General features: G+C 72.5%; 19 protein-coding genes. 11 read left to right on the top strand and 8 right to left on the bottom strand.

Going from position 1 to position 21,935, the window contains the following annotated elements; genetic code table 11:
* Positions 1 to 176 precede the first annotated feature (176 nt).
* Both ACIQJT_RS31615 and ACIQJT_RS31610 read right to left on the bottom strand, forming a co-directional pair.
* Positions 177 to 1,385, bottom strand: a complete 1,209-nt coding sequence (locus ACIQJT_RS31615) for a cation:proton antiporter (RefSeq protein ID WP_365456339.1) — start codon at positions 1,383 to 1,385, stop codon at positions 177 to 179.
* 5 nt (positions 1,386 to 1,390) lie between these two features.
* Positions 1,391 to 1,876 carry a TrkA C-terminal domain-containing protein gene (locus ACIQJT_RS31610; protein WP_365456342.1) on the bottom strand — a complete coding sequence of 162 codons (486 nt, stop codon included), beginning with the start codon at positions 1,874 to 1,876 and terminating at the stop codon, positions 1,391 to 1,393.
* Between the two features lie 161 nt (positions 1,877 to 2,037).
* Here ACIQJT_RS31610 and ACIQJT_RS31605 point away from each other — a divergent pair, with 161 nt between their 5' ends.
* Positions 2,038 to 2,985, top strand: a complete 948-nt coding sequence (locus ACIQJT_RS31605) for a HAMP domain-containing sensor histidine kinase (protein WP_402649277.1) — start codon at positions 2,038 to 2,040, stop codon at positions 2,983 to 2,985.
* Complete coding sequence (locus ACIQJT_RS31600) at positions 2,985 to 3,638, top strand: response regulator (protein WP_402649276.1); 654 nt, start codon at positions 2,985 to 2,987, stop codon at positions 3,636 to 3,638. Before ACIQJT_RS31605 ends, ACIQJT_RS31600 begins: the two co-directional genes overlap by 1 nt.
* On the opposite strand, the gene ACIQJT_RS31595 is transcribed toward ACIQJT_RS31600, so the two are convergent.
* From ACIQJT_RS31595 to ACIQJT_RS31580, 4 genes are all read right to left on the bottom strand, one after another.
* A complete protein-coding gene (locus ACIQJT_RS31595) occupies positions 3,625 to 4,071 on the bottom strand; it encodes a hypothetical protein (RefSeq protein WP_365456351.1) in 447 nt (148 codons plus the stop codon). The two genes, ACIQJT_RS31600 and ACIQJT_RS31595, sit on opposite strands and share 14 nt — an antisense overlap.
* A gap of 99 nt (positions 4,072 to 4,170) precedes the next feature.
* On the bottom strand, positions 4,171 to 7,059 hold the full coding sequence (locus ACIQJT_RS31590) for a SpoIIE family protein phosphatase (RefSeq protein ID WP_402649275.1): 2,889 nt from the start codon (positions 7,057 to 7,059) through the stop codon (positions 4,171 to 4,173).
* A gap of 213 nt (positions 7,060 to 7,272) precedes the next feature.
* The gene (argG, locus tag ACIQJT_RS31585; protein ID WP_053851041.1) at positions 7,273 to 8,727 is read right to left on the bottom strand and encodes an argininosuccinate synthase; all 1,455 of its coding nucleotides are present in this window, start codon (positions 8,725 to 8,727) and stop codon (positions 7,273 to 7,275) included.
* 27 nt (positions 8,728 to 8,754) lie between these two features.
* Positions 8,755 to 9,045 (bottom strand): LuxR C-terminal-related transcriptional regulator, encoded by a 291-nt coding sequence (locus tag ACIQJT_RS31580; RefSeq protein ID WP_402649274.1) that lies wholly within the window; start codon positions 9,043 to 9,045, stop codon positions 8,755 to 8,757.
* Positions 9,046 to 9,318: 273 nt separating this feature from the next.
* Between ACIQJT_RS31580 and miaB the strand changes: the two genes are divergently transcribed.
* The 3 genes from miaB to ACIQJT_RS31565 are packed head-to-tail and all read left to right on the top strand — an operon-like array spanning position 9,319 to position 11,936.
* On the top strand, positions 9,319 to 10,845 hold the full coding sequence (gene miaB / locus ACIQJT_RS31575; RefSeq protein ID WP_402649273.1) for a tRNA (N6-isopentenyl adenosine(37)-C2)-methylthiotransferase MiaB: 1,527 nt from the start codon (positions 9,319 to 9,321) through the stop codon (positions 10,843 to 10,845).
* Positions 10,846 to 10,858: 13 nt separating this feature from the next.
* Positions 10,859 to 11,152, top strand: coding sequence for a hypothetical protein (locus ACIQJT_RS31570; protein WP_402649272.1), 294 nt, complete (start codon positions 10,859 to 10,861; stop codon positions 11,150 to 11,152).
* A 16-nt stretch (positions 11,153 to 11,168) separates the two neighbouring features.
* Positions 11,169 to 11,936, top strand: coding sequence for a class III extradiol dioxygenase subunit B-like domain-containing protein (locus tag ACIQJT_RS31565; protein ID WP_402649271.1), 768 nt, complete (start codon positions 11,169 to 11,171; stop codon positions 11,934 to 11,936).
* A gap of 156 nt (positions 11,937 to 12,092) precedes the next feature.
* On the opposite strand, the gene ACIQJT_RS31560 is transcribed toward ACIQJT_RS31565, so the two are convergent.
* Both ACIQJT_RS31560 and ACIQJT_RS31555 read right to left on the bottom strand, forming a co-directional pair.
* On the bottom strand, positions 12,093 to 12,362 hold the full coding sequence (locus tag ACIQJT_RS31560; protein ID WP_365456366.1) for an antitoxin: 270 nt from the start codon (positions 12,360 to 12,362) through the stop codon (positions 12,093 to 12,095).
* 24 nt (positions 12,363 to 12,386) lie between these two features.
* Positions 12,387 to 12,713: a hypothetical protein gene (locus tag ACIQJT_RS31555; RefSeq protein WP_402649270.1), complete on the bottom strand. Its 327-nt coding sequence runs from the start codon at positions 12,711 to 12,713 to the stop codon at positions 12,387 to 12,389.
* Positions 12,714 to 12,896: 183 nt separating this feature from the next.
* Between ACIQJT_RS31555 and miaA the strand changes: the two genes are divergently transcribed.
* The 6 genes from miaA (at position 12,897) to hflX (ending at position 21,874) form a co-directional block, all read left to right on the top strand.
* A complete protein-coding gene (gene miaA, locus ACIQJT_RS31550) occupies positions 12,897 to 13,835 on the top strand; it encodes a tRNA (adenosine(37)-N6)-dimethylallyltransferase MiaA (protein ID WP_365456372.1) in 939 nt (312 codons plus the stop codon).
* A gap of 108 nt (positions 13,836 to 13,943) precedes the next feature.
* Entirely contained in the window at positions 13,944 to 14,447 is a 504-nt protein-coding gene (locus ACIQJT_RS31545; RefSeq protein ID WP_053851049.1) for a hypothetical protein, read from the top strand.
* A gap of 519 nt (positions 14,448 to 14,966) precedes the next feature.
* Positions 14,967 to 15,836 carry a diaminopimelate epimerase gene (dapF, locus tag ACIQJT_RS31540; RefSeq protein ID WP_402649269.1) on the top strand — a complete coding sequence of 290 codons (870 nt, stop codon included), beginning with the start codon at positions 14,967 to 14,969 and terminating at the stop codon, positions 15,834 to 15,836.
* A gap of 287 nt (positions 15,837 to 16,123) precedes the next feature.
* Positions 16,124 to 18,319, top strand: a complete 2,196-nt coding sequence (locus tag ACIQJT_RS31535) for a RelA/SpoT family protein (RefSeq protein WP_402649267.1) — start codon at positions 16,124 to 16,126, stop codon at positions 18,317 to 18,319.
* A gap of 385 nt (positions 18,320 to 18,704) precedes the next feature.
* Positions 18,705 to 20,243: a M1 family metallopeptidase gene (locus tag ACIQJT_RS31530; RefSeq protein ID WP_402649265.1), complete on the top strand. Its 1,539-nt coding sequence runs from the start codon at positions 18,705 to 18,707 to the stop codon at positions 20,241 to 20,243.
* Between the two features lie 134 nt (positions 20,244 to 20,377).
* Positions 20,378 to 21,874, top strand: a complete 1,497-nt coding sequence (gene hflX / locus ACIQJT_RS31525) for a GTPase HflX (protein ID WP_053853178.1) — start codon at positions 20,378 to 20,380, stop codon at positions 21,872 to 21,874.
* The last annotated feature ends 61 nt before the right edge of the window (positions 21,875 to 21,935 follow it).

The raw sequence follows: 21,935 nt of genomic DNA, 5'->3' as shown, positions 1-21,935 counted from the left end.
CGGGGTGTCCGTCCTCGGTCCGGCGGCTCGGCCAATTCAACAGTGCTCTGCAACGGACGCCGGCCGCTGCGGGCGGACACCCCCCACCCCGTCCCCTCACCGCCGTACGCGTCTGCACGAGCGTCCACATGGCCCACCCAGGGGCGCGGCCGCCCTACGACCGAACCGGCCTCCCCTCAGGCGCCGTCCACTGTGACTCGGGGTGGGGTCTCTGGTGTTGTCGGGGTGTCGTGGCGGGAGGTCAGTTTTGTGGCCAGGGGTTCTGTGTAGCGGGCTGTGAGGGGGCCGAGGATGACCAGGATGAGGACGTAGGCCGTGGCCAGGGGGCCCAGGGAGGGTTCTATGCCGGCCGAGACCGCCAGGCCCGCAATGACGATCGAGAACTCGCCGCGGGCCACGAGTGCGCCGCCCGTGCGCCAGCGGCCCTTGGGGGAGATGCCGGCCCGGCGGGCCGCCCAGTAGCCGGTGGCGATCTTCGTGGCCGCAGTGAGCAGGGCGAGGGCGAGGGCGGGCAGCAGGACGGGCGGGATGCTCGCGGGGTCGGTGTGGAGGCCGAAGAAGACGAAGAAGACCGCGGCGAAGAGGTCGCGCAGGGGGCTCAGCAGGGTGTGGGCGCCCTCGGCCACCTCACCGGAGAGGGCTATGCCCACGAGGAACGCGCCCACCGCCGCCGAGACCTGGAGTTGCTGGGCCACGCCTGCCACGAGGATGGTCAGGCCCAGGACGACGAGGAGGAGTTTCTCGGGGTCGTCGCTCGACACGAAGCGGGAGATCAGGCGGCCGTAGCGGACCGCCACGAAGAGGACCAGGCCCGCGGCGCCGAGGGCTATGGCAAGGGTCAGGCTGCCGGCCAGGAGGCCCGCGCCCGCGACCAGGGCGGTGACTATGGGCAGGTAGACCGCCATCGCCAGGTCCTCCAGGACCAGGACGCTGAGGATCACCGGGGTCTCCCGGTTGCCCACCCGGCCGAGGTCGCCCAGGACCTTCGCTATGACGCCCGAGGAGGAGATCCAGGTGACGCCTGCCAGGACAACGGCGGCCACGGGACCCCAGCCGAGGAGGAGGGCCGCGGCCGCTCCCGGGAGGGCGTTCAGGGCGCCGTCGACCAGGCCCGCGGGGTAGTGGGCCTTGAGGTTGGTGACCAGGTCGCCGGCCGTGTACTCCAGGCCGAGCATCAGCAGGAGCAGGATCACGCCTATCTCGGCGCCGATCGAGACGAACTCCTCGCTCGCGCCCAGGGGGAGCAGGCCGCCCTCGCCGAAGGCCAGGCCGGCCAGGAGGTAGAGGGGGATGGGGGAGAGGCGGAAGCGGGCGGCGAAACGGCCCAGGAGGCCCAGGCCGAGGATGATCGAGCCGAACTCGATCAGGAGGACAGCGGAGTGCATGCGCTCTACTCCCGACCGAGGATCGCCGCCGCCGCGTCCACGCCCTCGCGGGTGCCCACGACGATGAGGATGTCGCCGCCCGCCAGGCGGAAGTCGGGGGCCGGGGAGGGGATCGCCTCGGCGCGCCGCAGGGCCGCGACGACGGAGGCTCCCGTGTCGGTGCGCATCCTAGTGTCGCCGAGGACCCGGCCGTTCCAGCGGGAGCCCGCCGCCACCTCGATGCGCTCGGCCACCAGGCCCAGGTCGGAGGCGTAGAGGAGGCTCGCGCTGTGGTGGGAGGGCTTCAGCGCGTCGATCAGGGCGCCCGCCTCGGAACCCGTCAGCCGCAGCGACTGGGCGCAGGAGTCGGGGTCGTCGGCCCGGTACACGCTCACCGTGCGGGCACCGTCGCGGTGCGCCACCACGGAGAGATGGCGGTCCTCGCGGGTCATGAGGTCGTACTGGACCCCGATGCCCGGCAGCGGCGTCGCCCTCAGGCGTGGAGCAGACACGTTTCTTCCCCTTGTGGTTCGAGTGATCGCGGGTGCCGGGTTCGCATGCTGTCAGGTCGCCGTACGGTGGCGATATGGGTGACGTGACGGATATACGCGAGCGGCCGGCACCGGCGAGGCTGGGGCCTCGGGTGTGGTACGGGAGGAGTGAGGGCAGGGCCGTGTCGCTGTTCTGGCGGATCTTCTCGCTCAACGCCGCGGGCCTCGTCGTCGCCACCGCGCTGTTGCTGGGGCCGGTCACCGTGTCCACGCCCGTCCGGCAGGGGGAGGCCGTGGTCGTCCTCGGCGGGCTCGCCCTGCTGCTGGTCGCCAACGCCCTCGTGCTGCGGGTCGGGCTCACCCCGTTGCAGAAGCTGGGGCAGGCCATGGCCGCCGCCGATCTGCTGCGGCCCGGGGTGCGCGCCCCGGTCTCCGGGCCCGCCGAGACGGCCGCGCTGATCACGACGTACAACACCATGCTCGACCGGCTGGAGGCCGAGCGGGCGACCGGTGCCGCCCGCGCCCTCTCCGCGCAGGAGCGGGAGCGGCACCGCATCGCGCGGGAGCTGCACGACGAGGTCGGGCAGACGCTGACCGCCGTCCTGCTCCAGTTGAAGCGGGTCGCCGACCGGGTGCCCGAAGAGCTGCGGGAGGACGTGGGGCAGGCGCAGGAGGCGACCCGGGCCGGGCTCGACGAGATCCGGCGGATCGCGCGGCGGCTGCGGCCCGGGGTGCTGGAGGAGCTCGGGCTGCCGAGCGCCCTGCGCTCCCTCGCGGCCGAGTTCACCACGCACGGGCTGACCGTGCGCCATCACGTCGGCGGCGAACTGCCCCGGCTGACCGAGGAGTCGGAACTGGTGCTCTACCGGGTGGCCCAGGAGGGGCTCACCAATACCGCGCGGCACTCCGGCGCCGACCGCGCCGAAGTGCGGCTCCAGCCGGTCGCGGGAGGAGTCGAACTCCTCGTGCGCGACAACGGCAAGGGGCTGGGCGGGGCACCCGAAGGGGCCGGGATCCAGGGGATGCGGGAGCGGGCGCTGCTGGTCGGGGCGGGGTTCTCGGTGCGGGGCGGCCCCGGGCGGGGGACGGACGTACGGCTGCGCGTACCGGTCCCGGCGGTGGTGCGCTGATGGCCTCGCCGACCCGTGTCCTGCTCGCCGACGACCACACCCTGGTACGACGGGGGGTCCGGCTGATCCTGGAGGGGGAGCCGGACCTGACCGTCGTGGCCGAGGCGGGGGACGGTGCCGAGGCGGTCGAGCTGGCACGCGCGCGTGAGGTCGATCTGGCCGTGCTGGACATCGCGATGCCGCGGATGACCGGGCTCCAGGCGGCCCGTGAGCTGTCCCGGCGGCTGCCGGACCTGCGGATCCTGATCCTGACGATGTACGACAACGAGCAGTACTTCTTCGAGGCGCTCAAGGCCGGGGCCAGTGGGTACGTGCTCAAGTCCGTCGCCGACCGGGACCTCGTCGAGGCGTGCCGGGCCGCCGTGCGCGGTGAGTCCTTCGTCTACCCCGGGGCCGAGCGGGCCCTCGTCCGCTCCTACCTGGACCGGCTGCACCGGGGTGACGACCTGCCCGCGCGGGCCGTCACCGAACGCGAGGAGGAGATCCTCAAGCTCGTCGCCGAGGGGCACACCACGAAGGAGATCGGCGAGCTGCTGTTCATCAGCGCGAAGACGGTGGAGCGGCACCGGGCGAACCTGCTGCACAAACTGGGGATGCGGGATCGTCTGGAACTGACCCGGTATGCGATAAGGGCCGGCCTCATCGACCCCTGAGACGGGCCTGCGGGTGGGAGCCGCGGCGCCTGCGCACGACGTACGCGCCCGCGAGGCCGACCCCGCCGAGTGCGAGGGCCGCTCCGATCGCCCGCTCGAAGCCGGCCGGCCCCACACTGCCCCCGGAGCCGCCCTGGACGCCGAGCGTCGGCAGCGGTGTGACCAGAGGCGTGGTGGGCGTGGCGAGAGGCGTGGCGGCGCTCACGGCGGTGTCCCGTCGCGGCAGCACCTCACAGGCGATGCCGTCGTCCCGGCCCTGGTCCTCGTCGAGCCGGTTCGGGTCGGAGCGGTCGAGGTCGAACTGCGCCTGCGCGTCCTCCTGGTAGGCGAAGTCCGCGCAGTCCAGGTCGCCTGCGTGTGCGACACCGGTCAGCGGTCCGGCGATGGCCAGGACGGCCAGCGTGGCGCCGGTGAGCGTGGTGCGTATTCCCATGGGTCGTGCCTTTCGGGCGGGGCCGGAACAGCCGTCACCGCGAATCTAGGGACGCGCCCGGCGTCCGGCCCGTGGAGCTGGGCCGAACGGGCGCGCGTCTCACAGCAGCGCTTCCCAGTCCTCGTCGAAGTCGGCCGGGTTCAGGAACAGCAGGTCGGCCGGCTCGGCCGGGGCCCGCAGGGACTGTTCCGTCCAGATGCACTTGCCCGTGGGTGTGTAGCGGGCGCCCCAGCGGGTGGAGAGGGCCGAGACGAGCTGGAGGCCCCGGCCGCCCTCGTCGGTGTCCGCGGCGTGCCGGATGCGGGGCATGGTCTGGCTGCCGTCGTAGACCTCGCAGACCAGTTCGGTGGTGTGCAGCAGGCGCAGCCGGACCGGGCCGCGGGCGTGCCGGACGACATTGCCCACCAGTTCGCTGACCAGGAGTTCCGTGGTGGGGGACAGGTCGTCCAGGCCCCAGGCCGTGAGCTGCTCGCGGACGTGGCGGCGGGCCAGGCTCGCAGCCCTCGGGTCTTCGGGCAGGGCCCAGGCGGCCATCCTGTCGGCCGGCAGCGCGTGCAGCCGGGCCACCAGGAACGCCGCGTCGTCGGCCGCCTGCTGGTCCGCCGGCAGCAGACCGGCCGTCAACGTGTCGCACAGACGTTCAAGGTCCACGGCGGTCCCGTCGGCGTGGGCGGCGCCCAGCAGCCGCGCCAGCTCGGCCATGCCCTCGTCGATCTCCCGCGTCGTCGACTCCACCAGCCCGTCGGTGTACAGCACGAGCAGACTGCCCTCGGGCACCTCCAGCTCGGTCGTCTCGAACGGCGGCTTGGCCGCGCCCAGCGGGGGATCGGCGTCCGGTGCCGGGAAGTGCACGGTTCCGTCGGGCCGTACCAGAGCGGGCGGCGGGTGGCCGGCCCGGGCGATGGAGCAGACCCGGGTCGTCGGGTCGTAGAGCGCGTACAGACAGGTGGCGTACGACGCCTCGCTCATGCCGCCGACGATGTCGTTGAGGTGGCCGAGGATCTCGTCCGGTGCCAGCTCCAGGTCGGCCAGGGTGTGCACCGCGGTGCGCAGCCGGCCCATGGTGGCCGCCTCCGGCAGGCCGTGGCCCATCACGTCCCCGACGACCAGCGCGACCTGCCCGCCGGACAGCGGGATGATGTCGTACCAGTCGCCGCCCACGTCCGCGCCCTGCCCGGCCGGCAGATAGCGGGCGGCCGCCGTGCAGGCGGGCAGGTCGGGCAGCGCCTGGGGGAGCAGGCTGCGCTGGAGTTCCCGGGACCGGGTGTGCTCGGCGTCGTAGAGCCGGGCCCGTTCCAGGGACTGGGCGACGAGGGCGGTGATGGTGGTGAGCAGGGCGCGTTCCTCGTCGTCGAGGAGCCGGGGCCGGTCGAAGGAGACCACGCAGACGCCGAAGGTGTGCCCGGACGCCGTCAGCGGCAGGAACGCCCAGGACTTCTTGTCGCCGAGGGCGGGGAAGTCGGCCAGTTCGGGATAGCGGGTGGCGTACTCGCGTGCCGAGGAGAGGAACAGCGGCAGGCCGGAGGCGATCGTGTCCCAGGCGGGGTCGCCGGTCGCCGACCGGCGGCGGCTGTCCAGGAGGGCCACGAAGTCCCGGGGGTAGCCGACCGCGCCCACGTGGTGGAGCCGGTCGCCCTCGCTGACCTGGACCATCAGTCCGGAGGCGGCGAACGGCGGCAGCACCCGGCGGGCCACCGCCTCCACCACGTCCCGGGACGTCGTCGCCTTGGCGAGTTCCGTGGTCAGTTCCGCGATCCGCACCGCCCGCTCGGCCGCGGCCCGTTCCGCCGCCTGCCGCTCCTGCGCCAGCCGGCGCTTCTCCGTGACGTCCTGGAAGTACAGGGTGCGGCCGTCGGGCCCCGGCACCAGCCGTACGTGCAGCCGCCGCCGGCAGTCCGCGATGTACACGTCGAACCCGGTGGACTTCTCCTCGGCCCCGGCCTTCAGACAGCTCTCCTTGAGACCCGGGACCTGACGGGTGGCCGGCAGGTCCCACAGCAGGCGTCCGAACAACTCCTCCTCGGAGAAGCCGAGGAAGCGTTCAGCCTCCAGGTTGGCGAAGGTGATCCGCCACTCGTCGTCCACCGCGAGGAAGCCGTCGCTCATGTGCCGCAGGGCCCTGCTGAGGGCGTCCCGCGCGGTGCGCGACTCGTTGCTCTCCCAGCCGACCCCGATCATCCGCAGGGGCTCGCCCCGCTCGTCGTACGTCGCCCGGCCGCGGGCCCGGGTCCAGCTCCAGGTGCCGTCCGGGCGCCGGACGCGGTACTCGGCCTCGAAGACGCCGTGGCCGGTGATCGCCCGATCCACCGCGGCGAGCGTGGGTGCCAGGTCGTCGGGGTGGACGATCCGCATCCAGTCCTCGACCCGGCCGCTGAAGTCGGCCGGGCGGGTGCCGTACAGCTCCAGGGCCGCCTCGTCCCAGACGAGTTCACCGCTGCGGATGCCCCAGTCCCACGAGCCGACCCGGACCTCCTTGAGGGCGTGCCGCAACCGTGCCCGGTTCGGTTCGGTGTGCGGGGGGCGGGACGGCGGCGGGGCCTGGGCCAGGCGGTCCTCGGTCCAGGCGACGAGGTCCCGCAGGAAGTCCCAGTGCCGCGGGGTGGGTTCGCCCTGCTCTCCGGCGAGGACCGTCAGTGCGCCGATGCCGCGCCGGCCGCTGAACACGGGCAGCGCGGCGAGGCCGGTGCCGGGCCAGGGGGTCCCCTCCGACGGGTTCGGGGGCAGTGGTACCCAGACGCCCTTGCCCTGCTGGAGCGCCCGGGCCGGGGCCAGCGGGCCCTCCTGGTCGACGATCTCCCAGGATTGGGTGAGGGCGGGCGGCAGACCGGCGGACGACACCAGGCGCAGGGCGGACATCGGGCCGCGCAGGTGCACGGTCCCGCCGAGCGCGCCCAGTTCACCGACCGCGTGTCCGAGCGCCAGCCGGAAGACCTCGCTCTCCGTCGCACCTGGGGTGACCGTGCCGAGGAGAGCGAGCCGCGCGTTCATGCAGGGAACCTATCGTTCCCGTTTCCGTTCGAAACCTGCTTCACGGTTTCCGACGAGCTGCCCTCCGGCATTTCCTCACATCAACTCCCCATGTTTTACGAGAAGTTGACGGGACGGCGGTCGTGTGCGTGCCTTCGGGCCGGCGAGGCCATGCCGGGTGGACGCGAGAAGGGGGCCGGTGCGTGGTCGCACCGGCCCCCTCCGCGAGATGGCTCAGTCCGTGCCGAACTCCATCGCCGCCCGGTCGAGCAGGACCTCGTCCTCCGAGACCTCGCCCCGGGAGGCGATCGCCTCGGCGCCGCCCTCGGGGAGCTCGGGCATGGTGCCGATCAGCCCGGTCGCGGCGGCCTGGGAGGCGCCGATGGTGGGGCTGCCGGTGCCGATCAGGCCGAGGCCCGCGTACTGCTCCAGCTTGGCGCGGGAGTCGGCGATGTCGAGGTTGCGCATGGTGAGCTGGCCGATCCGGTCCACCGGACCGAACGCCGAGTCCTCGGTGCGCTCCATCGACAGCTTGTCCGGGTGGTACGAGAACGCCGGACCGGTGGTGTCGAGGATCGAGTAGTCCTCGCCCCGGCGGAGGCGCAGGGTGACCTCACCCGTGACCGCCGCGCCGACCCACCGCTGGAGGGACTCCCGGATCATCAGGGCCTGCGGGTCCAGCCAGCGGCCCTCGTACATGAGACGGCCCAGGCGCCGGCCCTCGTTGTGGTACTGGGCGAGGGTGTCCTCGTTGTGGATCGCGTTGACGAGACGCTCGTAGGCCGCGTGGAGCAGGGCCATGCCGGGGGCCTCGTAGATGCCGCGGCTCTTCGCCTCGATGATCCGGTTCTCGATCTGGTCGGACATGCCCAGTCCGTGCCGGCCGCCGATGGCGTTGGCCTCCATGACCAGGTCGACGGCGGAGCCGAACTCCTTGCCGTTGATGGTCACCGGGCGGCCCTGGTCGAAGCCGATCGTCACGTCCTCGGGCGCGATCTCGACCGACGGGTCCCAGAACCTGACGCCCATGATCGGCTCGACGGTCTCGATGCCGGTGTTGAGGTGCTCCAGGGTCTTGGCCTCGTGCGTGGCGCCCCAGATGTTGGCGTCCGTGGAGTACGCCTTCTCCGTCGAGTCCCGGTAGGGGAGGTCGTGGGCGACGAGCCACTCCGACATCTCCTTGCGGCCGCCGAGCTCGGTCACGAAGTCCGCGTCCAGCCAGGGCTTGTAGATCCGCAGGTTCGGGTTGGCGAGCAGGCCGTAGCGGTAGAACCGCTCGATGTCGTTGCCCTTGAAGGTCGAGCCGTCGCCCCAGATCTGGACGTTGTCCTCCATCATCGCCCGCACGAGGAGGGTGCCGGTGACGGCACGGCCCAGCGGGGTGGTGTTGAAGTACGCCCGCCCGCCCGAGCGGATGTGGAACGCCCCGCAGGTGAGCGCGGCCAGCCCCTCCTCGACGAGCGCGGCCCGGCAGTCGACCAGGCGCGCGATCTCGGCACCGTAGGTCTTCGCGCGGCCGGGCACCGAGTCGATGTCGGGCTCGTCGTACTGGCCGATGTGCGCGGTGTAGGTGCACGGGATGGCGCCCTTGTCGCGCATCCACGCGACCGCGACCGAGGTGTCGAGACCGCCGGAGAAGGCGATGCCGACGCGTTCGCCGGCGGGGAGGGACGTGAGGACCTTGGACATAGGAAGATTATGCATCACCACGTATGGTCATGCAAAGCCCCTGGTGCCGTCCCGCGCGTGATGCGCGTCATCACCGGCCGCTTGACCCTGTTTGAGGGCGCGCGGCGAACGCCGTACGGAAGAAGCGGGCGGGGCCGGATCGTCGGGCGGGCCGGGGCAGGTCGGAGTCCGGGTGGCCGCCGTAGCGGCGTCGCGGGCGCGCGGCGCGGCGGCCCGGTCGTGCACGTCCAGCTCGGTGCGGATGCGGGAGGCGTGGGTGCGCACGGCCTTCTCGGCGAGGAGGAGCCTCCGGGCGACCTGACGCGAGCCATCTCCCATGCGCCGAGCGTGTCCCGGGGCGTCGGCGCGAGGCATCTCCCGTGCGCGGAACCATTGCGGCCCGCCAGGCGGCTGATCGAGCACCTCGTCATCAGCATGCCCACGGTCAAGACTCACGTGGGCAGCCTCCTGGCGGCCAAGCTGCACGCCCGGTACCGCGCGCAGTGGGTGATCATCGCCTGGAGCGGCCTGGCCGAGCGGGGCTTGCCCGCCTGACCGCGTCCTGGCCGACGGCCGGGTCTCGCGGCTCCGGCGAGCGCCTACCCTTGACCCATGACCATCAGCAGCGACCGGAGCCCGGCAGTGGACGTTTCATCTCCGAAAACGTACGAAGTGCGCACCTACGGGTGCCAGATGAACGTCCACGACTCCGAGCGATTGTCCGGCCTGCTGGAGGAGGCGGGGTACGTGCCCGCCCCCGAGGGCTCCGACGGGGACGCCGACGTCGTCGTCTTCAACACCTGCGCGGTCCGGGAGAACGCCGACAACCGTCTCTACGGCAACCTCGGCCGCCTCGCGCCGCGCAAGGCCTCGCGGCCCGGCATGCAGATCGCCGTCGGCGGCTGCCTCGCCCAGAAGGACCGCGACACCATCGTGCAGAAGGCGCCCTGGGTGGACGTCGTCTTCGGCACGCACAACATCGGCAAGCTGCCCGTCCTGCTGGAACGCGCGCGCGTGCAGGAGGAGGCGCAGGTCGAGATCGCCGAGTCGCTGGAAGCGTTCCCGTCCACGCTGCCGACCCGGCGCGAGAGCGCCTACGCGGCCTGGGTGTCGATCTCCGTCGGCTGCAACAACACCTGCACCTTCTGCATCGTCCCTGCGCTGCGCGGCAAGGAGAAGGACCGCCGCACCGGCGACATCCTCGCCGAGATCGAGGCACTGGTCGGCGAGGGCGTCTCCGAGATCACGCTGCTCGGCCAGAACGTCAACGCGTACGGCTCCGACATCGGCGACCGCGAGGCCTTCAGCAAGCTGCTGCGCGCCTGCGGCACCATCGAGGGCCTGGAGCGCGTCCGCTTCACCTCACCGCACCCGCGCGACTTCACCGACGACGTGATCGCGGCCATGGCCGAGACGCCGAACGTCATGCCGCAGCTCCACATGCCCCTCCAGTCCGGCTCGGACACGGTCCTGAAGGCGATGCGCCGCTCGTACCGCCAGGAGCGCTATCTGGGGATCATCGAGAAGGTGCGCGCCGCCATGCCGGACGCCGCGATCTCGACCGACATCATCGTGGGCTTCCCCGGGGAGACCGAGGAGGACTTCGAGCAGACCCTGCACGTGGTCCGCGAGGCCCGCTTCGCGAACGCCTTCACCTTCCAGTACTCCAAGCGCCCCGGCACCCCCGCGGCGACCATGGACGGGCAGATCCCCAAGGAGGTCGTGCAGTCGCGCTACGAGCGTCTCGTCGCCCTCCAGGAGGAGATCTCCTGGGAGGAGAACAAGAAGCAGGTCGGCCGCACCCTGGAGCTGATGGTCGCCGAGGGCGAGGGCCGCAAGGACGGCGCCACCCACCGTCTCTCCGGCCGCGCCCCCGACAACCGCCTGGTCCACTTCACCAAGCCCGACCAGGACGTCCGCCCCGGCGACGTGGTCACGGTCGAGATCACCTACGCCGCTCCCCACCACCTCCTCGCCGAGGGCGCCGTCCTCGACGTGCGCCGCACCCGCGCGGGTGACGCGTGGGAGAAGCGGAACGCGGCCGAGGCCGCCAAGCCCGCCGGTGTCCTGCTGGGCCTCCCGAAGATCGGGGTCCCCGAGCCGCTGCCGGCGGCCACGGGCGGCTGCGCGGCGCACTGAGCCGGGGCGGGTCGTGGGGCGCTGGGTGGTCGTCCTCCAGTCGGACATTGGAAGCGGGTCCGACTACGTCTGCGAGGAGGTGGCCCGCTTCGAGGGCACACGGGAGCAGGCCCGCGCCCGTCTCTACGAGCTCGCCTGCACGCATCGCCCGCGCCCGAGGCTGCGCCAGAAGCGCCGTGACGTCCACCGGATCGGGGACGGCGACGCCTACTATGCGAGGATCGAGGGCCGGGTCCTGACCTTCGCCGTGATCTACCAGTTGGCCGAGCTGGTGTGGAGCACGGAAGGGGAGCCGGAACAGCCCTGACGATAGGCTCCCGATCATGCTTGTCGCCGCCGCCGTCTGCCCCTGCCCGCCCCTGCTCGTCCCCGAGGTCGCCGCGGGCGCCGCGCCCGAGCTGGACGCCGCGCGTGCCGCCTGCACGGACGCGCTCGGCGTGCTCGCCGCCGCCCGGCCCGACCGGCTCGTGGTCGTCGGTCCCGCGGAGCGGAGCGGGCGAGGCGTGTTCCCGGAGGGCAGCCGCGGGTCCTTCCGCGGCTTCGGCGTGGACCTCGACGTGCGGCTCGGCGGGGCCGTTGACGGGGGCGGGAACGGGGACGCGGGGCCCGGCGGGGAGGGGAACGGGGACGGGAGCGGGGACGCCGAGCGTGAGCTCCCTGCCTCCCTCGCCGTCGCCGCCTGGCTGCTGGAGCGCGTGGGATGGGCCGACGCCCCGATCGAGGGACTCGGGGTGGGGGAACCCCTGGAGCCCGAGCGGTGTATCCAGACCGGGAGGGACATCGCCGGCCGGGCCGAGCGGGTGGCACTGCTGGTGATGGGCGACGCCAGCGCCTGCCGCACGCTCAAGGCTCCGGGTTACCTCGACGAGCGCGCGGCCCCCTTCGACGCGGAGGTCGCGCGGGCGCTGGGCGCGGCCGACGTGGCCGCCCTGCGTGCGCTGGACACCGAGCTGGCGTACGCGCTGAAGGCCTCCGGCCGGTCCTGCTGGCAGGTCCTGGCGGGCGCGGCGGAGGGCGCAGGCCTCGGCGGCTCCCTGCTGTACGAGGACGCGCCCTATGGCGTGGGGTATGTGGTGGCGACCTGGTCCTGAGGACCGGGGAAAGCCGGGACCGGTGGTCTTGAGGGCCGCAGGAGAGCGGGGCTCTGTCGGCTTCGGTGGCTCCGCGAGCTTGAGCCCTTGAAACGGCGGACGGCCGGGAGCGTTCCGCCCCGCGGCCGTCCGTCGGTGTGCCGTGCTGTCGTTCCGTCAGGAAGCCGGCGGCGGCGCGGCCGGAGGCGTGCCGCCGGCCCCCGGTCCCTGTGTGCCGTCGTGGTGCGCGAGGCGGTCCATGGCGTCCTTGGCCTTGCCCGTGCCCGTCTGGATCTTGTCGCTGTACTTGCCCTTGGTCTTCTCGTCGACGACCTTCGCGGCCTTGTCGAGACCGTGCTGGACCTTGTCCCCGTGCTGCTGCGCGAGGTCGGAGACCTTGTCCTTGGCCGGGCTGAGCTTGGCCTTCAAATTGTCCAGGAGACCCATCGTTCACCTTCCCACGCGGGACAGTTACGTGCGGGCGCCTTCACCGGCCTCGTGATCGGCCGCCTCGTCGGCGGACTGCTGCTTGGGGATCTCGACACCCTCGGCGGCGGCGTCCTCGACGGCCTCCGTCGCCGTCGGTCCGTCCGTGCCGTCGGCCTCGGTGACCTCGGCCCCGGTCTCGCTCCCGGCCTCGGTCGAAGCATCGGCCTCGGCCTCGGCGCCGCTGGATCCCTTCGCTTCTGCCGTTTCCCCCGCCGCGGGCCCGGCCGTCGGGATGTCGGCCTGCTGCTCGGCGGTTGACGCCTCCTCCGTGGCCTTGGACCTGCGGAGAAGTCGTGCGAAAACGCCCATATCCACTCCATACGTTACTCGTGCGGGGGAAATCCCGCGTCATCCGGTGCGCCCGTTCGCGCTGTCCGGATCGCCGCCTCCGGGAACAGGGCGGCGGAAACCACGCAACTGGCAACGACGCCGAACCCGCGCCGTCACGTAACTCGTTCGAGGTGGCGCTCCGAGGTTTGCGAGACTGGGGCGGTGAGCAGCGCACCCCCCGCCCCCCGCGTCATCGCCGTCGTCGGACCCACTGCGGCCGGAAAGTCCGATCTGGGCGTGTTCCTCGCCCAGCGACTGGGAGGCGAGGTCGTCAACGCCGACTCCATGCAGCTCTACCGAGGGATGGACATCGGCACCGCCAAGCTGACGCCCGAGGAGCGCGGCGGCGTCCCGCACCACCTGCTGGACATCTGGGACGTCACCGTCACCGCGTCCGTCGCCGAGTACCAGCGGCTGGCCCGCGCCCGGATCGACGCACTGCTCGCCGAGGGCCGCTGGCCGATCCTCGTCGGCGGTTCCGGGCTGTACGTCCGTGGGGCCGTCGACAACCTGGAGTTCCCCGGCACCGACCCCGAGGTCAGGGCGCGGCTGGAGGAGGAACTCGTGCTGCGCGGCTCCGGCGCGCTGCACGCCCGCCTCTCCGCCGCCGACCCCGGGGCGGCCCAGGCGATCCTGCCGAGCAACGGCCGCCGTATCGTCCGGGCCCTCGAAGTGATCGAGATCACCGGCAAACCCTTCACCGCCAATCTCCCCGGCCACGACTCCGTCTACGACACCGTCCAGATCGGCGTCGACGTGGCCCGCCCCGAGCTCGACGAGCGCATCGCGCGCCGGGTCGACCGGATGTGGGAGGCGGGCCTCGTGGAGGAGGTCCGGGAGCTGGAGGCGCGAGGGTTGCGCGAGGGGCGCACGGCGTCCCGCGCACTCGGATACCAGCAGGTGCTCGCGGCGCTCTCGGGGGAGTGCACGATGGAGGACGCGCGGGCTGAGACCGTCCGTGCCACGAAACGCTTCGCGCGCCGTCAGGATTCATGGTTCAGGCGCGACCCGCGGGTGCACTGGTTGAGTGGGGCTGCGGCGCATCTCACAGAACTTCCGCAGCTCGCACTGGCGTTGGTCGAACGACCGGTTACAGCCTGATCACGTCCTGGCATCGGGACGCTCCGGCCGTCATCCCGGCATCCGGCGCCGTGCCATCATCGAGCTTCGATCGACCAAGTGGAGTCCGAGTTGGGAGGGCGCGTGGCGATGGAGGCCGGCCCTCGCGACACCGCACAAGGCACCGAGCCCCTCACCGCCGAGAGCGGTGGGCCGGAGCAGGACGCCGAGCGTCTGAGCCCCGACGGGCCCGACGACACCCAGGGCGGTGTGACCGACGACGGCCCCGAGCCCGAGGAGATGTTCCCGGGCGGCGAGGAGGTCGAGGTCGAGCTGCGCCCCCAGCGGCGCCTGCGGATCTGGCAGCTCGCGCCCATCGTCTCGCTGGCCGCGGTCGGCTCCCTGATGTTCGCCTTCCCCCTGGCCTTCGACTTCGGCGACAGCGGAGCGGTGATCGCGATGCTGGGCCTGCTCATCTGCTTCTGCGCGGCGGGCTGGGGAATGATGGCCGCGCGCCGCGTCGGTTACACGTGGCCGGGACTCCCGCAGCGCGGGTCCGGCCGCCGCGCGGACTGGCGGGTCGTGACCGGGTACGTACTGCTGGTGGCCGTGGTGGTCGTGCTCGCGGTGTGGCGGGTGGCGAGACTTCGCTGACGCGGGGCGCGGGGCGCGGGGCGCGGGGCGCGGGGCGCGGGTCGTCGGCGAGGGCTTGGCGGACGTCGGCCTGAGCTGGTGCGGACGGGTCTGGGTGCGGTGGAGACGACTGCGGCGGGTCCTGGTCCGGTGGGTCCGCGGGCGGGCGGATGCTGGACGCGGTCCTGACGGGCGCGGGGTTGGTGGACGTGCGCCCGGTACACGCGGGTCTGACGGACGCGTGCACGTGGAGGTGGCTGGACGGGCGCGGTTTGACTGGGTGCATGCCTGACGGACACGAGCCTGACGGGCGCGCGCCTGCGGGACACGGTTCCGACGAGCGCGGCCATTGCAGGTGGCCATGGCTGGCATGGGCCCGACGCACCCGGTCCCCACGGACGTCCGCTCGGCGGACGCGAGGGAATCGCGTGAGCAGCCAGCCAGCCAGCCAGCCAGCCAGCGAGCCAGCCGGCCCGGCCCAGCTCCGACCCCGCCCCACCGCCCCGCGGTCGAAAAGCCGCACTCCCTTACGATCGAGGAATGAGCACCCGGATCGCCTTCCTCAAGGGCCACGGCACCGAGAACGACTTCGTGATCGTCCCGGACCCCGAGAACGCCCTCGACCTGCCCCCCGCCACCGTCGCCGCCCTGTGCGACCGCCGGGCCGGCATCGGCGGTGACGGCCTGCTCCACGTCGTACGGTCCGCCGAGCACCCCGAGGCCAGGCACATGGCCGACGAAGCCGAGTGGTTCATGGACTACCGCAACGGCGACGGCTCCGTCGCGGAGATGTGCGGCAACGGCGTACGCGTCTTCGCCCGCTACCTCCAGCGCGCCGGCCACGTCACCGAGGGTGACCTCGCGGTGGCCACGCGCGGGGGCGTGAAGACCGTGCACATCGCGAAGAACGGCGACGTCACCGTCGGGATGGGCAAGGCGGTGCTCCCCGAGGGGGACGTCACGGTGAGCGTCGGTGACCGGAGCTGGCCCGCACGGAACGTGAACATGGGCAACCCACACGCCGTGGCCTTCGTGGACGACCTCGCCCACGCCGGCGACCTGCACTCCCCGCCGCCCTTCAGCCCGGCCGCCGCCTACCCGAGCGGGGTCAACGTCGAGTTCGTGGTCGACCGCGGCCCCCACCACGTCGCCATGCGCGTGCACGAGCGCGGGGCGGGCGAGACCCGGTCCTGCGGCACGGGCGCGTGTGCCGTCGCCGTGGCCGCGGCCCGCAGGGACGGCACCGACCCGGCGGCCACCGGCAGCCCGGCGACGTACACCGTCGACGTGCCCGGCGGCACCCTGGTGATCACCGAGCGGACCGACGGGGAGATCGAGATGACCGGCCCCGCGGTGATCGTCGCCGAGGGCGAGATCGACGCCGACTGGCTTGAAAACGCGGTTCGTTGAGCATGGGAATCGCAACGATCAGGGTGCTGGAGGCATCGAACCGCAGCCTCCTGCCCTATGTGCGATTCAGAACCGCAGTCAGTCACAGGTCAGGTGGCGCGAAATCGTAAACCTGCAAACCGTCGCTCGAATGGGTGATCCGTTTCACGCTCACCGAGAGGCGGTCAGCCGGGCGTGATGGGCTCGGTAGCATCAAGCACCGGCCCGGACGGGGGACAGATGCCATCCCCTGAGCCGTGTCCGCCATGGGGCACCCCGTCCGCCGGTCCACGCAGCCGGAGGTGCCCATGAGTGCGGAGGCGACGAACCCCGCGACCCCAGGTCCGGTAGCGGGCCCGGCCGCCCGCTGGCGGGCGCGGATCGACCTGCGCCGCCTGGGCCGCGCCGCGCTGCTCGGCCCCGCCGCCCGCGACCGGTTGCCCGACGCGATCAGCCACGTCGCCGAGGCCCACCGCGCCCACCACCCCGACGCCGATCTCGAACCCCTGCGCCGCGCCTGGGTCCTGGCCGAGTCCTCGCACCGCGGCCAGATGCGCAAGAGCGGTGAGCCGTACATCACCCACCCGCTCGCCGTGACCCTGATCCTCGCCGAACTCGGCGCCGAGACCACGACGTTGACCGCCTCCCTGCTCCACGACACCGTCGAGGACACCGAGGTGACGCTCGATCAGGTGGGGGAGGAGTTCGGCGAGGAGGTCCGCTTCCTCGTCGACGGCGTCACCAAGCTGGAGAAGGTCGACTACGGCGCCGCCGCCGAGCCCGAGACCTTCCGCAAGATGCTCGTCGCCACCGGCAACGACGTCCGCGTGATGTCGATCAAACTCGCCGACCGGCTGCACAACATGCGCACCCTCGGCGTGATGCGCCCCGAGAAACAGGCCCGCATCGCCAAGGTCACCCGCGACGTCCTCATCCCGCTCGCCGAACGCCTCGGCGTCCAGGCCCTCAAGACCGAACTGGAGGACCTGGTCTTCGCCATCCTCCACCCCGAGGAGTACGAGCAGACGCGCGCGCTGATCGTCGACAACGCCTCCCGCGCGGACGACCCGCTCGCCGAGATCGCCGACGAGGTGCGGGGGGTGCTGCGCGAGGCCGGCATCCAGGCCGAAGTCGTCATCCGGCCGCGGCACTTCGTCTCCGTGCACCGGACGGCCCGCAAACGCGGCCGGCTGCGAGGCGCGGACTTCGGCCGGCTGCTGGTCCTGGTCGGCGAGGACGCGGACTGCTACGGCGTCCTGGGCGAACTGCACACCTGTATGACGCCGGTCGTCTCGGAGTTCAAGGACTTCATCGCCGTACCCAAGTTCAACCTGTACCAGTCGCTGCACACCGCCGTGGCCCGCGGTGACGGCCAGGTCGTCGAGGTCCTCATCCGCACCCACCAGATGCACAAGGTCGCCGAGGCCGGAGTGGTCGCGCTCGGCAATCCGTACGTCGGTCCCGCGGAGGAGCCCAGCTCGGCCGACGGCGAGCGGGCGGACCCGACCCGGCCCGGCTGGCTCTCCCGGCTCCTGGACTGGCAGGCCGCCGCGCCCGACGCGGACACCTTCTGGTCCACCCTGCGCGAGGACCTCGCCCAGGACCGCGAGATCACCGTCTTCCGGCCGGACGGCGGCACCCTGGGCCTGCCCGAGGGCGCGACCTGTGTGGACGCCGCGTACGCGCAGTACGGCGAGGACGCGCACGCGTGCCTGGGTGCTCGTGTCAACGGCCGCCTGGCGACCCTGAGCACCGTCCTCAAGGACGGTGACACCGTCCAGCTCCTCATGGGGCAGGACCCGGCCGCCGAGCCGTCCAAGGAGTGGCTGGAGCACGCCCACACCCCCGCCGCGCGGATCGCCATCCAGCGGTGGATCGCCACCCATCCCGCGCCCGAGGCGCCGGAGCGGAGCGGGACGGCCGGCGGGGTCGCTGAGGCCGAGCGCACCTTCCGGCCCTCCGCCGCGGAGCCGCCGGCTGTCGACACGCCCGACAGCGCGGGCCGGAGCACCCCCGAGCCGCAGACCCCCGACGAGCGGGTCGACGACCGCCCCGGCGCCGCCGTCGCCCTCGTCGACCAGCCCGGCGCGACCGTACGGCTGGCCGGCTGCTGCACGCCCGTGCCGCCCGACGAGATCACCGGCTTCGCCGTCCGCGGGGGAGTGGTCACCGTGCACCGCGTCGAGTGCGCCGCGGTGGCCCGGATGAAGGACATGGGGCGCAGGGAGGTCGGCGTGCGCTGGGGCGACACCGCCGAGTGCCGGGTCACGCTGTTCGCGGAATCGTTCGGCCGCCCGCACCTGCTCGCCGACCTCACCGAGGCGATGGCCGGCGAGGGCGCCGAGATCGTCTCCGCCACCGTCGAACCCCCCAGCCAGCAGCGCGTCCGCCACACGTACACGGTCCAACTCCCGGACGCGGCCCTGCTGCCCGGCCTGATGAGGGCGATGCGCAACGTGGCCGGCGTGTATGACGTCAGCCGGGCGCAGGGGCCCGCGGGCTGAGGGGACCGCCCTGGGGGAGCGTGCCGGGGCAGCGCACCGCAAGGGTGCCTCGGGCAGGGGCGCCTCGGGCAGAGGTGCGTCGGGCAAGGGTGCCTCGGCGAGCAGGAAGGCACGGCGGCCGGCGAGCGGGGTCACCGGGATCGCCGCCCAGAGGAGCGTGTCCGCCCTCGGTGAACCCGTGGGTGAGTCGCCGTAGGTCACCGACATCGGCGGGCCCGAAGCTCCCTCGGCACGCCCCCACGCGTGCGTGGCACGCCGCACCGACACGCGCGCGTGCGGGCCACTGAACCGCCCGCGTCCCCTCTTCGTGACCGGAGGACCCCGTTCGGGTGGGCCGGTCGCGCGTCGTCGCCGTGGGACACGCGCGCGCTGGTAGCGGTGGTGCATGCCGCTCACCCTCCGCACGCACCCCGATCCCACCCTCGCCGACCGGCCCGCCCCCGACGCCCCCCGCCGCCGTACGGGAAGCGCCCGACGGCGCAGGGCGGCCGCGCTGCTCGCCTCCGCCGTCTCCGTGTGCCTGCTCGCCGCGAGCGCCCCGGCCGCGCCGCTCGGCGTGGGGGACCGCCTCTTCCCGCACCTCGGCAACCCCGGCTACGACGTGGCGTCGTACGACCTCTCCTTCACCTATCCCGGCAGCAACAGCAAGCCGCTCACGGCCGTCACCACGATCGACGCCTGGACGACGACGGACCTCGACCGCGTCAACCTCGACTTCGCGCACGGCGAGGTCCGGTCGGTGCAGGTGGACGGACGGCCCGCGACCTTCACCGGCGCGGGGGAGGACCTCGTCGTCACCCCCGAGGAGCCGCTGCCCGCCGGCAGCTGGATGCGCATCACCGTCCGGCACACGAGTGACCCCGTCTCCGCCGCGGACCGGGACGGCGGCTGGGTGCGCACCGCGGACGGGCTCGCCATGGCCAACCAGGCCGACGCCGCCCACCTGGTGTTCCCCTGCAACGACCACCCCTCCGACAAGGCGATGTTCACCATCCGGGTCACCGCCCCCGACGGTTACACGGCCGTGGCCAACGGCCTGCCCGCGGGCGTGGACCGCGTCGGGCCGGTGACCACCTGGACGTACCGCACCCAGCACCCCATGGCCACCGAACTCGCCCAGGTGTCCATCGGCCGCTCCACCGTGCTGCACCGCGAAGGACCGCGCGGACTGCCCGTCCGGGACGTCGTGCCCGCGAAGGACCGCGCCCAGCTCGAACCCTGGCTCAAGAAGACCCCTGCCCAGCTGGCCTGGATGGAGGACAGGGTGGGGCCGTACCCCTTCGAGACGTACGGCATCCTCATGGCCGCCGCCGACACCGGCTTCGAGCTGGAGACCCAGACCCTCTCCCTCTTCGAGAAGGACCTCTTCACCGAGCCCGCCTACCCCCAGTGGTACGTCGAGTCGATCATGGTCCACGAGCTCGCCCACCAGTGGTTCGGCGACAGCGTCAGCCCCCGCACCTGGTCCGACCTGTGGCTCAACGAGGGACACGCCACCTGGTACGAGGCCCTGTACGCGGAGCACAAGGCCGGCCGCACCCTGGAGGCCCGCATGAAGGCCGCGTACGGCGCCTCCGACCGCTGGCGCGCCGCCGGTGGACCGCCCGCCGCTCCCAAGCCGCCCAAGCCCGGCCAGAAGATCAGCATCTTCCGGCCGAACGTCTACGACGGCGCCGCCCTGGTCCTCTACGCCCTGCGCCAGGAGATCGGCCGCAGTGCCTTCGAGAGCCTGGAACGGGCTTGGGTGCAGGAACACCGCGACGGCACGGCGTCGACCGCCGACTTCGTGCACCTCGCCTCCGAGATCGCCGGACGCGACCTCGGCGGCTTCATCCACGGCTGGCTCTACGGCGAGAAGACCCCGCCCATGCCCGGGCACCCGGACTGGAAGCCCGTGGCGGCCACCGCCGCACCGGTGAAATAAGGCGGTGACGAGACGCCCCGTACCGTGCGACCATCTTCAGGTCGGCGCGGCACGGGGCACGGGAATCTCCCGGGACGTTCGTGCGTTGAGAGACATGACCGCCGAATCGGAATCCCCATCGACGTAAGGATCAAATGACCTCCTCTTCATCCCCTTCCCAGGACACGCAGCGCCTCGCGCACACCTACGCCGAAGGTCTTCGGGCCGATGCCCTGATGGAAGAGGACGTCGCCTGGAGCCACGAGATCGACGGAGAGCGGGACGGCGACCAGTTCGACCGCTCCGAGCGTGCGGCCCTGCGTCGTGTCGCCGGCCTCTCCACCGAGCTCGAGGACGTCACCGAGGTCGAGTACCGCCAGCTCCGCCTGGAGCGGGTCGTCCTCGTCGGCGTCTGGACCACGGGGACCGTGCAGGACGCCGACAACTCCCTCGCGGAGCTCGCCGCCCTCGCGGAGACCGCGGGCGCCCTCGTGCTCGACGGCGTCATCCAGCGCCGCGACAAGCCCGACGCGGCCACCTTCATCGGTTCCGGCAAGGCCCTGGAGCTGCGCGACATCGTCGTCGAGTCCGGCGCGGACACCGTCATCTGCGACGGCGAGCTCAGCCCCGGCCAGCTCATCGCCCTCGAGGACGTCGTCAAGGTCAAGGTCATCGACCGTACGGCCCTGATCCTCGACATCTTCGCCCAGCACGCCAAGTCCCGCGAGGGCAAGGCGCAGGTCGCGCTCGCGCAGATGCAGTACATGCTGCCGCGGCTGCGCGGCTGGGGTCAGTCGCTGTCCCGTCAGATGGGCGGCGGCAAGGGCGGCGGTCTCGCCACCCGTGGTCCCGGTGAGACCAAGATCGAGACGGACCGGCGCCGGATCCGCGAGAAGATGGCGAAGATGCGCCGGGAGATCGCGGACATGAAGACCGGCCGCGAGATCAAGCGGCAGGAACGCAAGCGCCACAAGGTGCCCTCGGTAGCCATCGCGGGTTATACCAACGCAGGCAAGTCGTCCCTGCTCAACCGCCTCACGGGCGCCGGCGTCCTGGTGGAGAACGCCCTGTTCGCGACCCTGGACCCGACCGTCCGCCGGGCCGAGACCCCGAGCGGCCGTCTGTACACCCTGGCCGACACCGTCGGTTTTGTACGGCACTTGCCGCACCACCTGGTCGAGGCGTTCCGTTCCACCATGGAGGAGGTCGGCGAGTCCGACCTGATCCTGCACGTGGTGGACGGCTCGCACCCGGCCCCCGAAGAGCAGCTCGCCGCCGTGCGCGAGGTGATCAGGGACGTCGGCGCCACCGGCGTGCCCGAGATCGTCGTGATCAACAAGGCCGATGCGGCGGACCCGCTGACGCTCCAGCGGCTCATGCGGGCCGAGAAGCGCTCCATCGCCGTCTCGGCCCGTACCGGCCAGGGCATCGCGGAGCTGCTCGCCCTGATCGACAACGAACTGCCCAGGCCGTCCGTCGAGATCGAGGCGCTGGTGCCGTACACCCACGGCAAGCTGGTCGCCCGCGCCCACGACGAGGGCGAGGTGATCTCCGAGGAGCACACGGCGGAGGGCACTCTGCTCAAGGTGCGGGTGCACGAGGAACTGGCCGCGGAGCTCGCGCCGTACGTCCCGGCACCGGTCGTGGCCTGAGCGCCGTAGCACTGCCGAAGGCCCGCCCCTTGCGACAAGGGGCGGGCCTTCTGCCTATTCA

It is taken from the genome of Streptomyces sp. NPDC091972, assembly GCF_044756385.1.
Taxonomy (GTDB): Bacteria; Actinomycetota; Actinomycetes; order Streptomycetales; family Streptomycetaceae; genus Streptomyces.
This window is presented reverse-complemented; position numbering and strand designations above follow the sequence as displayed.

Bases quoted from the DNA above. Each gene is read 5' to 3' on its own strand.
- ACIQJT_RS31615 (WP_365456339.1), bottom strand. From the start codon at position 1,385: ATGCACTCCGCTGTCCTCCTGATCGAGTTCGGCTCGATCATCCTCGGC.
- ACIQJT_RS31600 (WP_402649276.1), top strand. From the start codon at position 2,985: ATGGCCTCGCCGACCCGTGTCCTGCTCGCCGACGACCACACCCTGGTA.
- ACIQJT_RS31595 (WP_365456351.1), bottom strand. From the start codon at position 4,071: ATGGGAATACGCACCACGCTCACCGGCGCCACGCTGGCCGTCCTGGCC.
- ACIQJT_RS31590 (WP_402649275.1), bottom strand. From the start codon at position 7,059: ATGAACGCGCGGCTCGCTCTCCTCGGCACGGTCACCCCAGGTGCGACG.
- argG (WP_053851041.1), bottom strand. From the start codon at position 8,727: ATGTCCAAGGTCCTCACGTCCCTCCCCGCCGGCGAACGCGTCGGCATC.
- ACIQJT_RS31580 (WP_402649274.1), bottom strand. From the start codon at position 9,045: ATGGGAGATGGCTCGCGTCAGGTCGCCCGGAGGCTCCTCCTCGCCGAG.
- miaB (WP_402649273.1), top strand. From the start codon at position 9,319: ATGACCATCAGCAGCGACCGGAGCCCGGCAGTGGACGTTTCATCTCCG.
- ACIQJT_RS31565 (WP_402649271.1), top strand. From the start codon at position 11,169: ATGCTTGTCGCCGCCGCCGTCTGCCCCTGCCCGCCCCTGCTCGTCCCC.
- ACIQJT_RS31560 (WP_365456366.1), bottom strand. From the start codon at position 12,362: ATGGGTCTCCTGGACAATTTGAAGGCCAAGCTCAGCCCGGCCAAGGAC.
- ACIQJT_RS31555 (WP_402649270.1), bottom strand. From the start codon at position 12,713: ATGGGCGTTTTCGCACGACTTCTCCGCAGGTCCAAGGCCACGGAGGAG.
- ACIQJT_RS31545 (WP_053851049.1), top strand. From the start codon at position 13,944: ATGGAGGCCGGCCCTCGCGACACCGCACAAGGCACCGAGCCCCTCACC.
- dapF (WP_402649269.1), top strand. From the start codon at position 14,967: ATGAGCACCCGGATCGCCTTCCTCAAGGGCCACGGCACCGAGAACGAC.
- ACIQJT_RS31535 (WP_402649267.1), top strand. From the start codon at position 16,124: ATGAGTGCGGAGGCGACGAACCCCGCGACCCCAGGTCCGGTAGCGGGC.
- ACIQJT_RS31530 (WP_402649265.1), top strand. From the start codon at position 18,705: ATGCCGCTCACCCTCCGCACGCACCCCGATCCCACCCTCGCCGACCGG.
- hflX (WP_053853178.1), top strand. From the start codon at position 20,378: ATGACCTCCTCTTCATCCCCTTCCCAGGACACGCAGCGCCTCGCGCAC.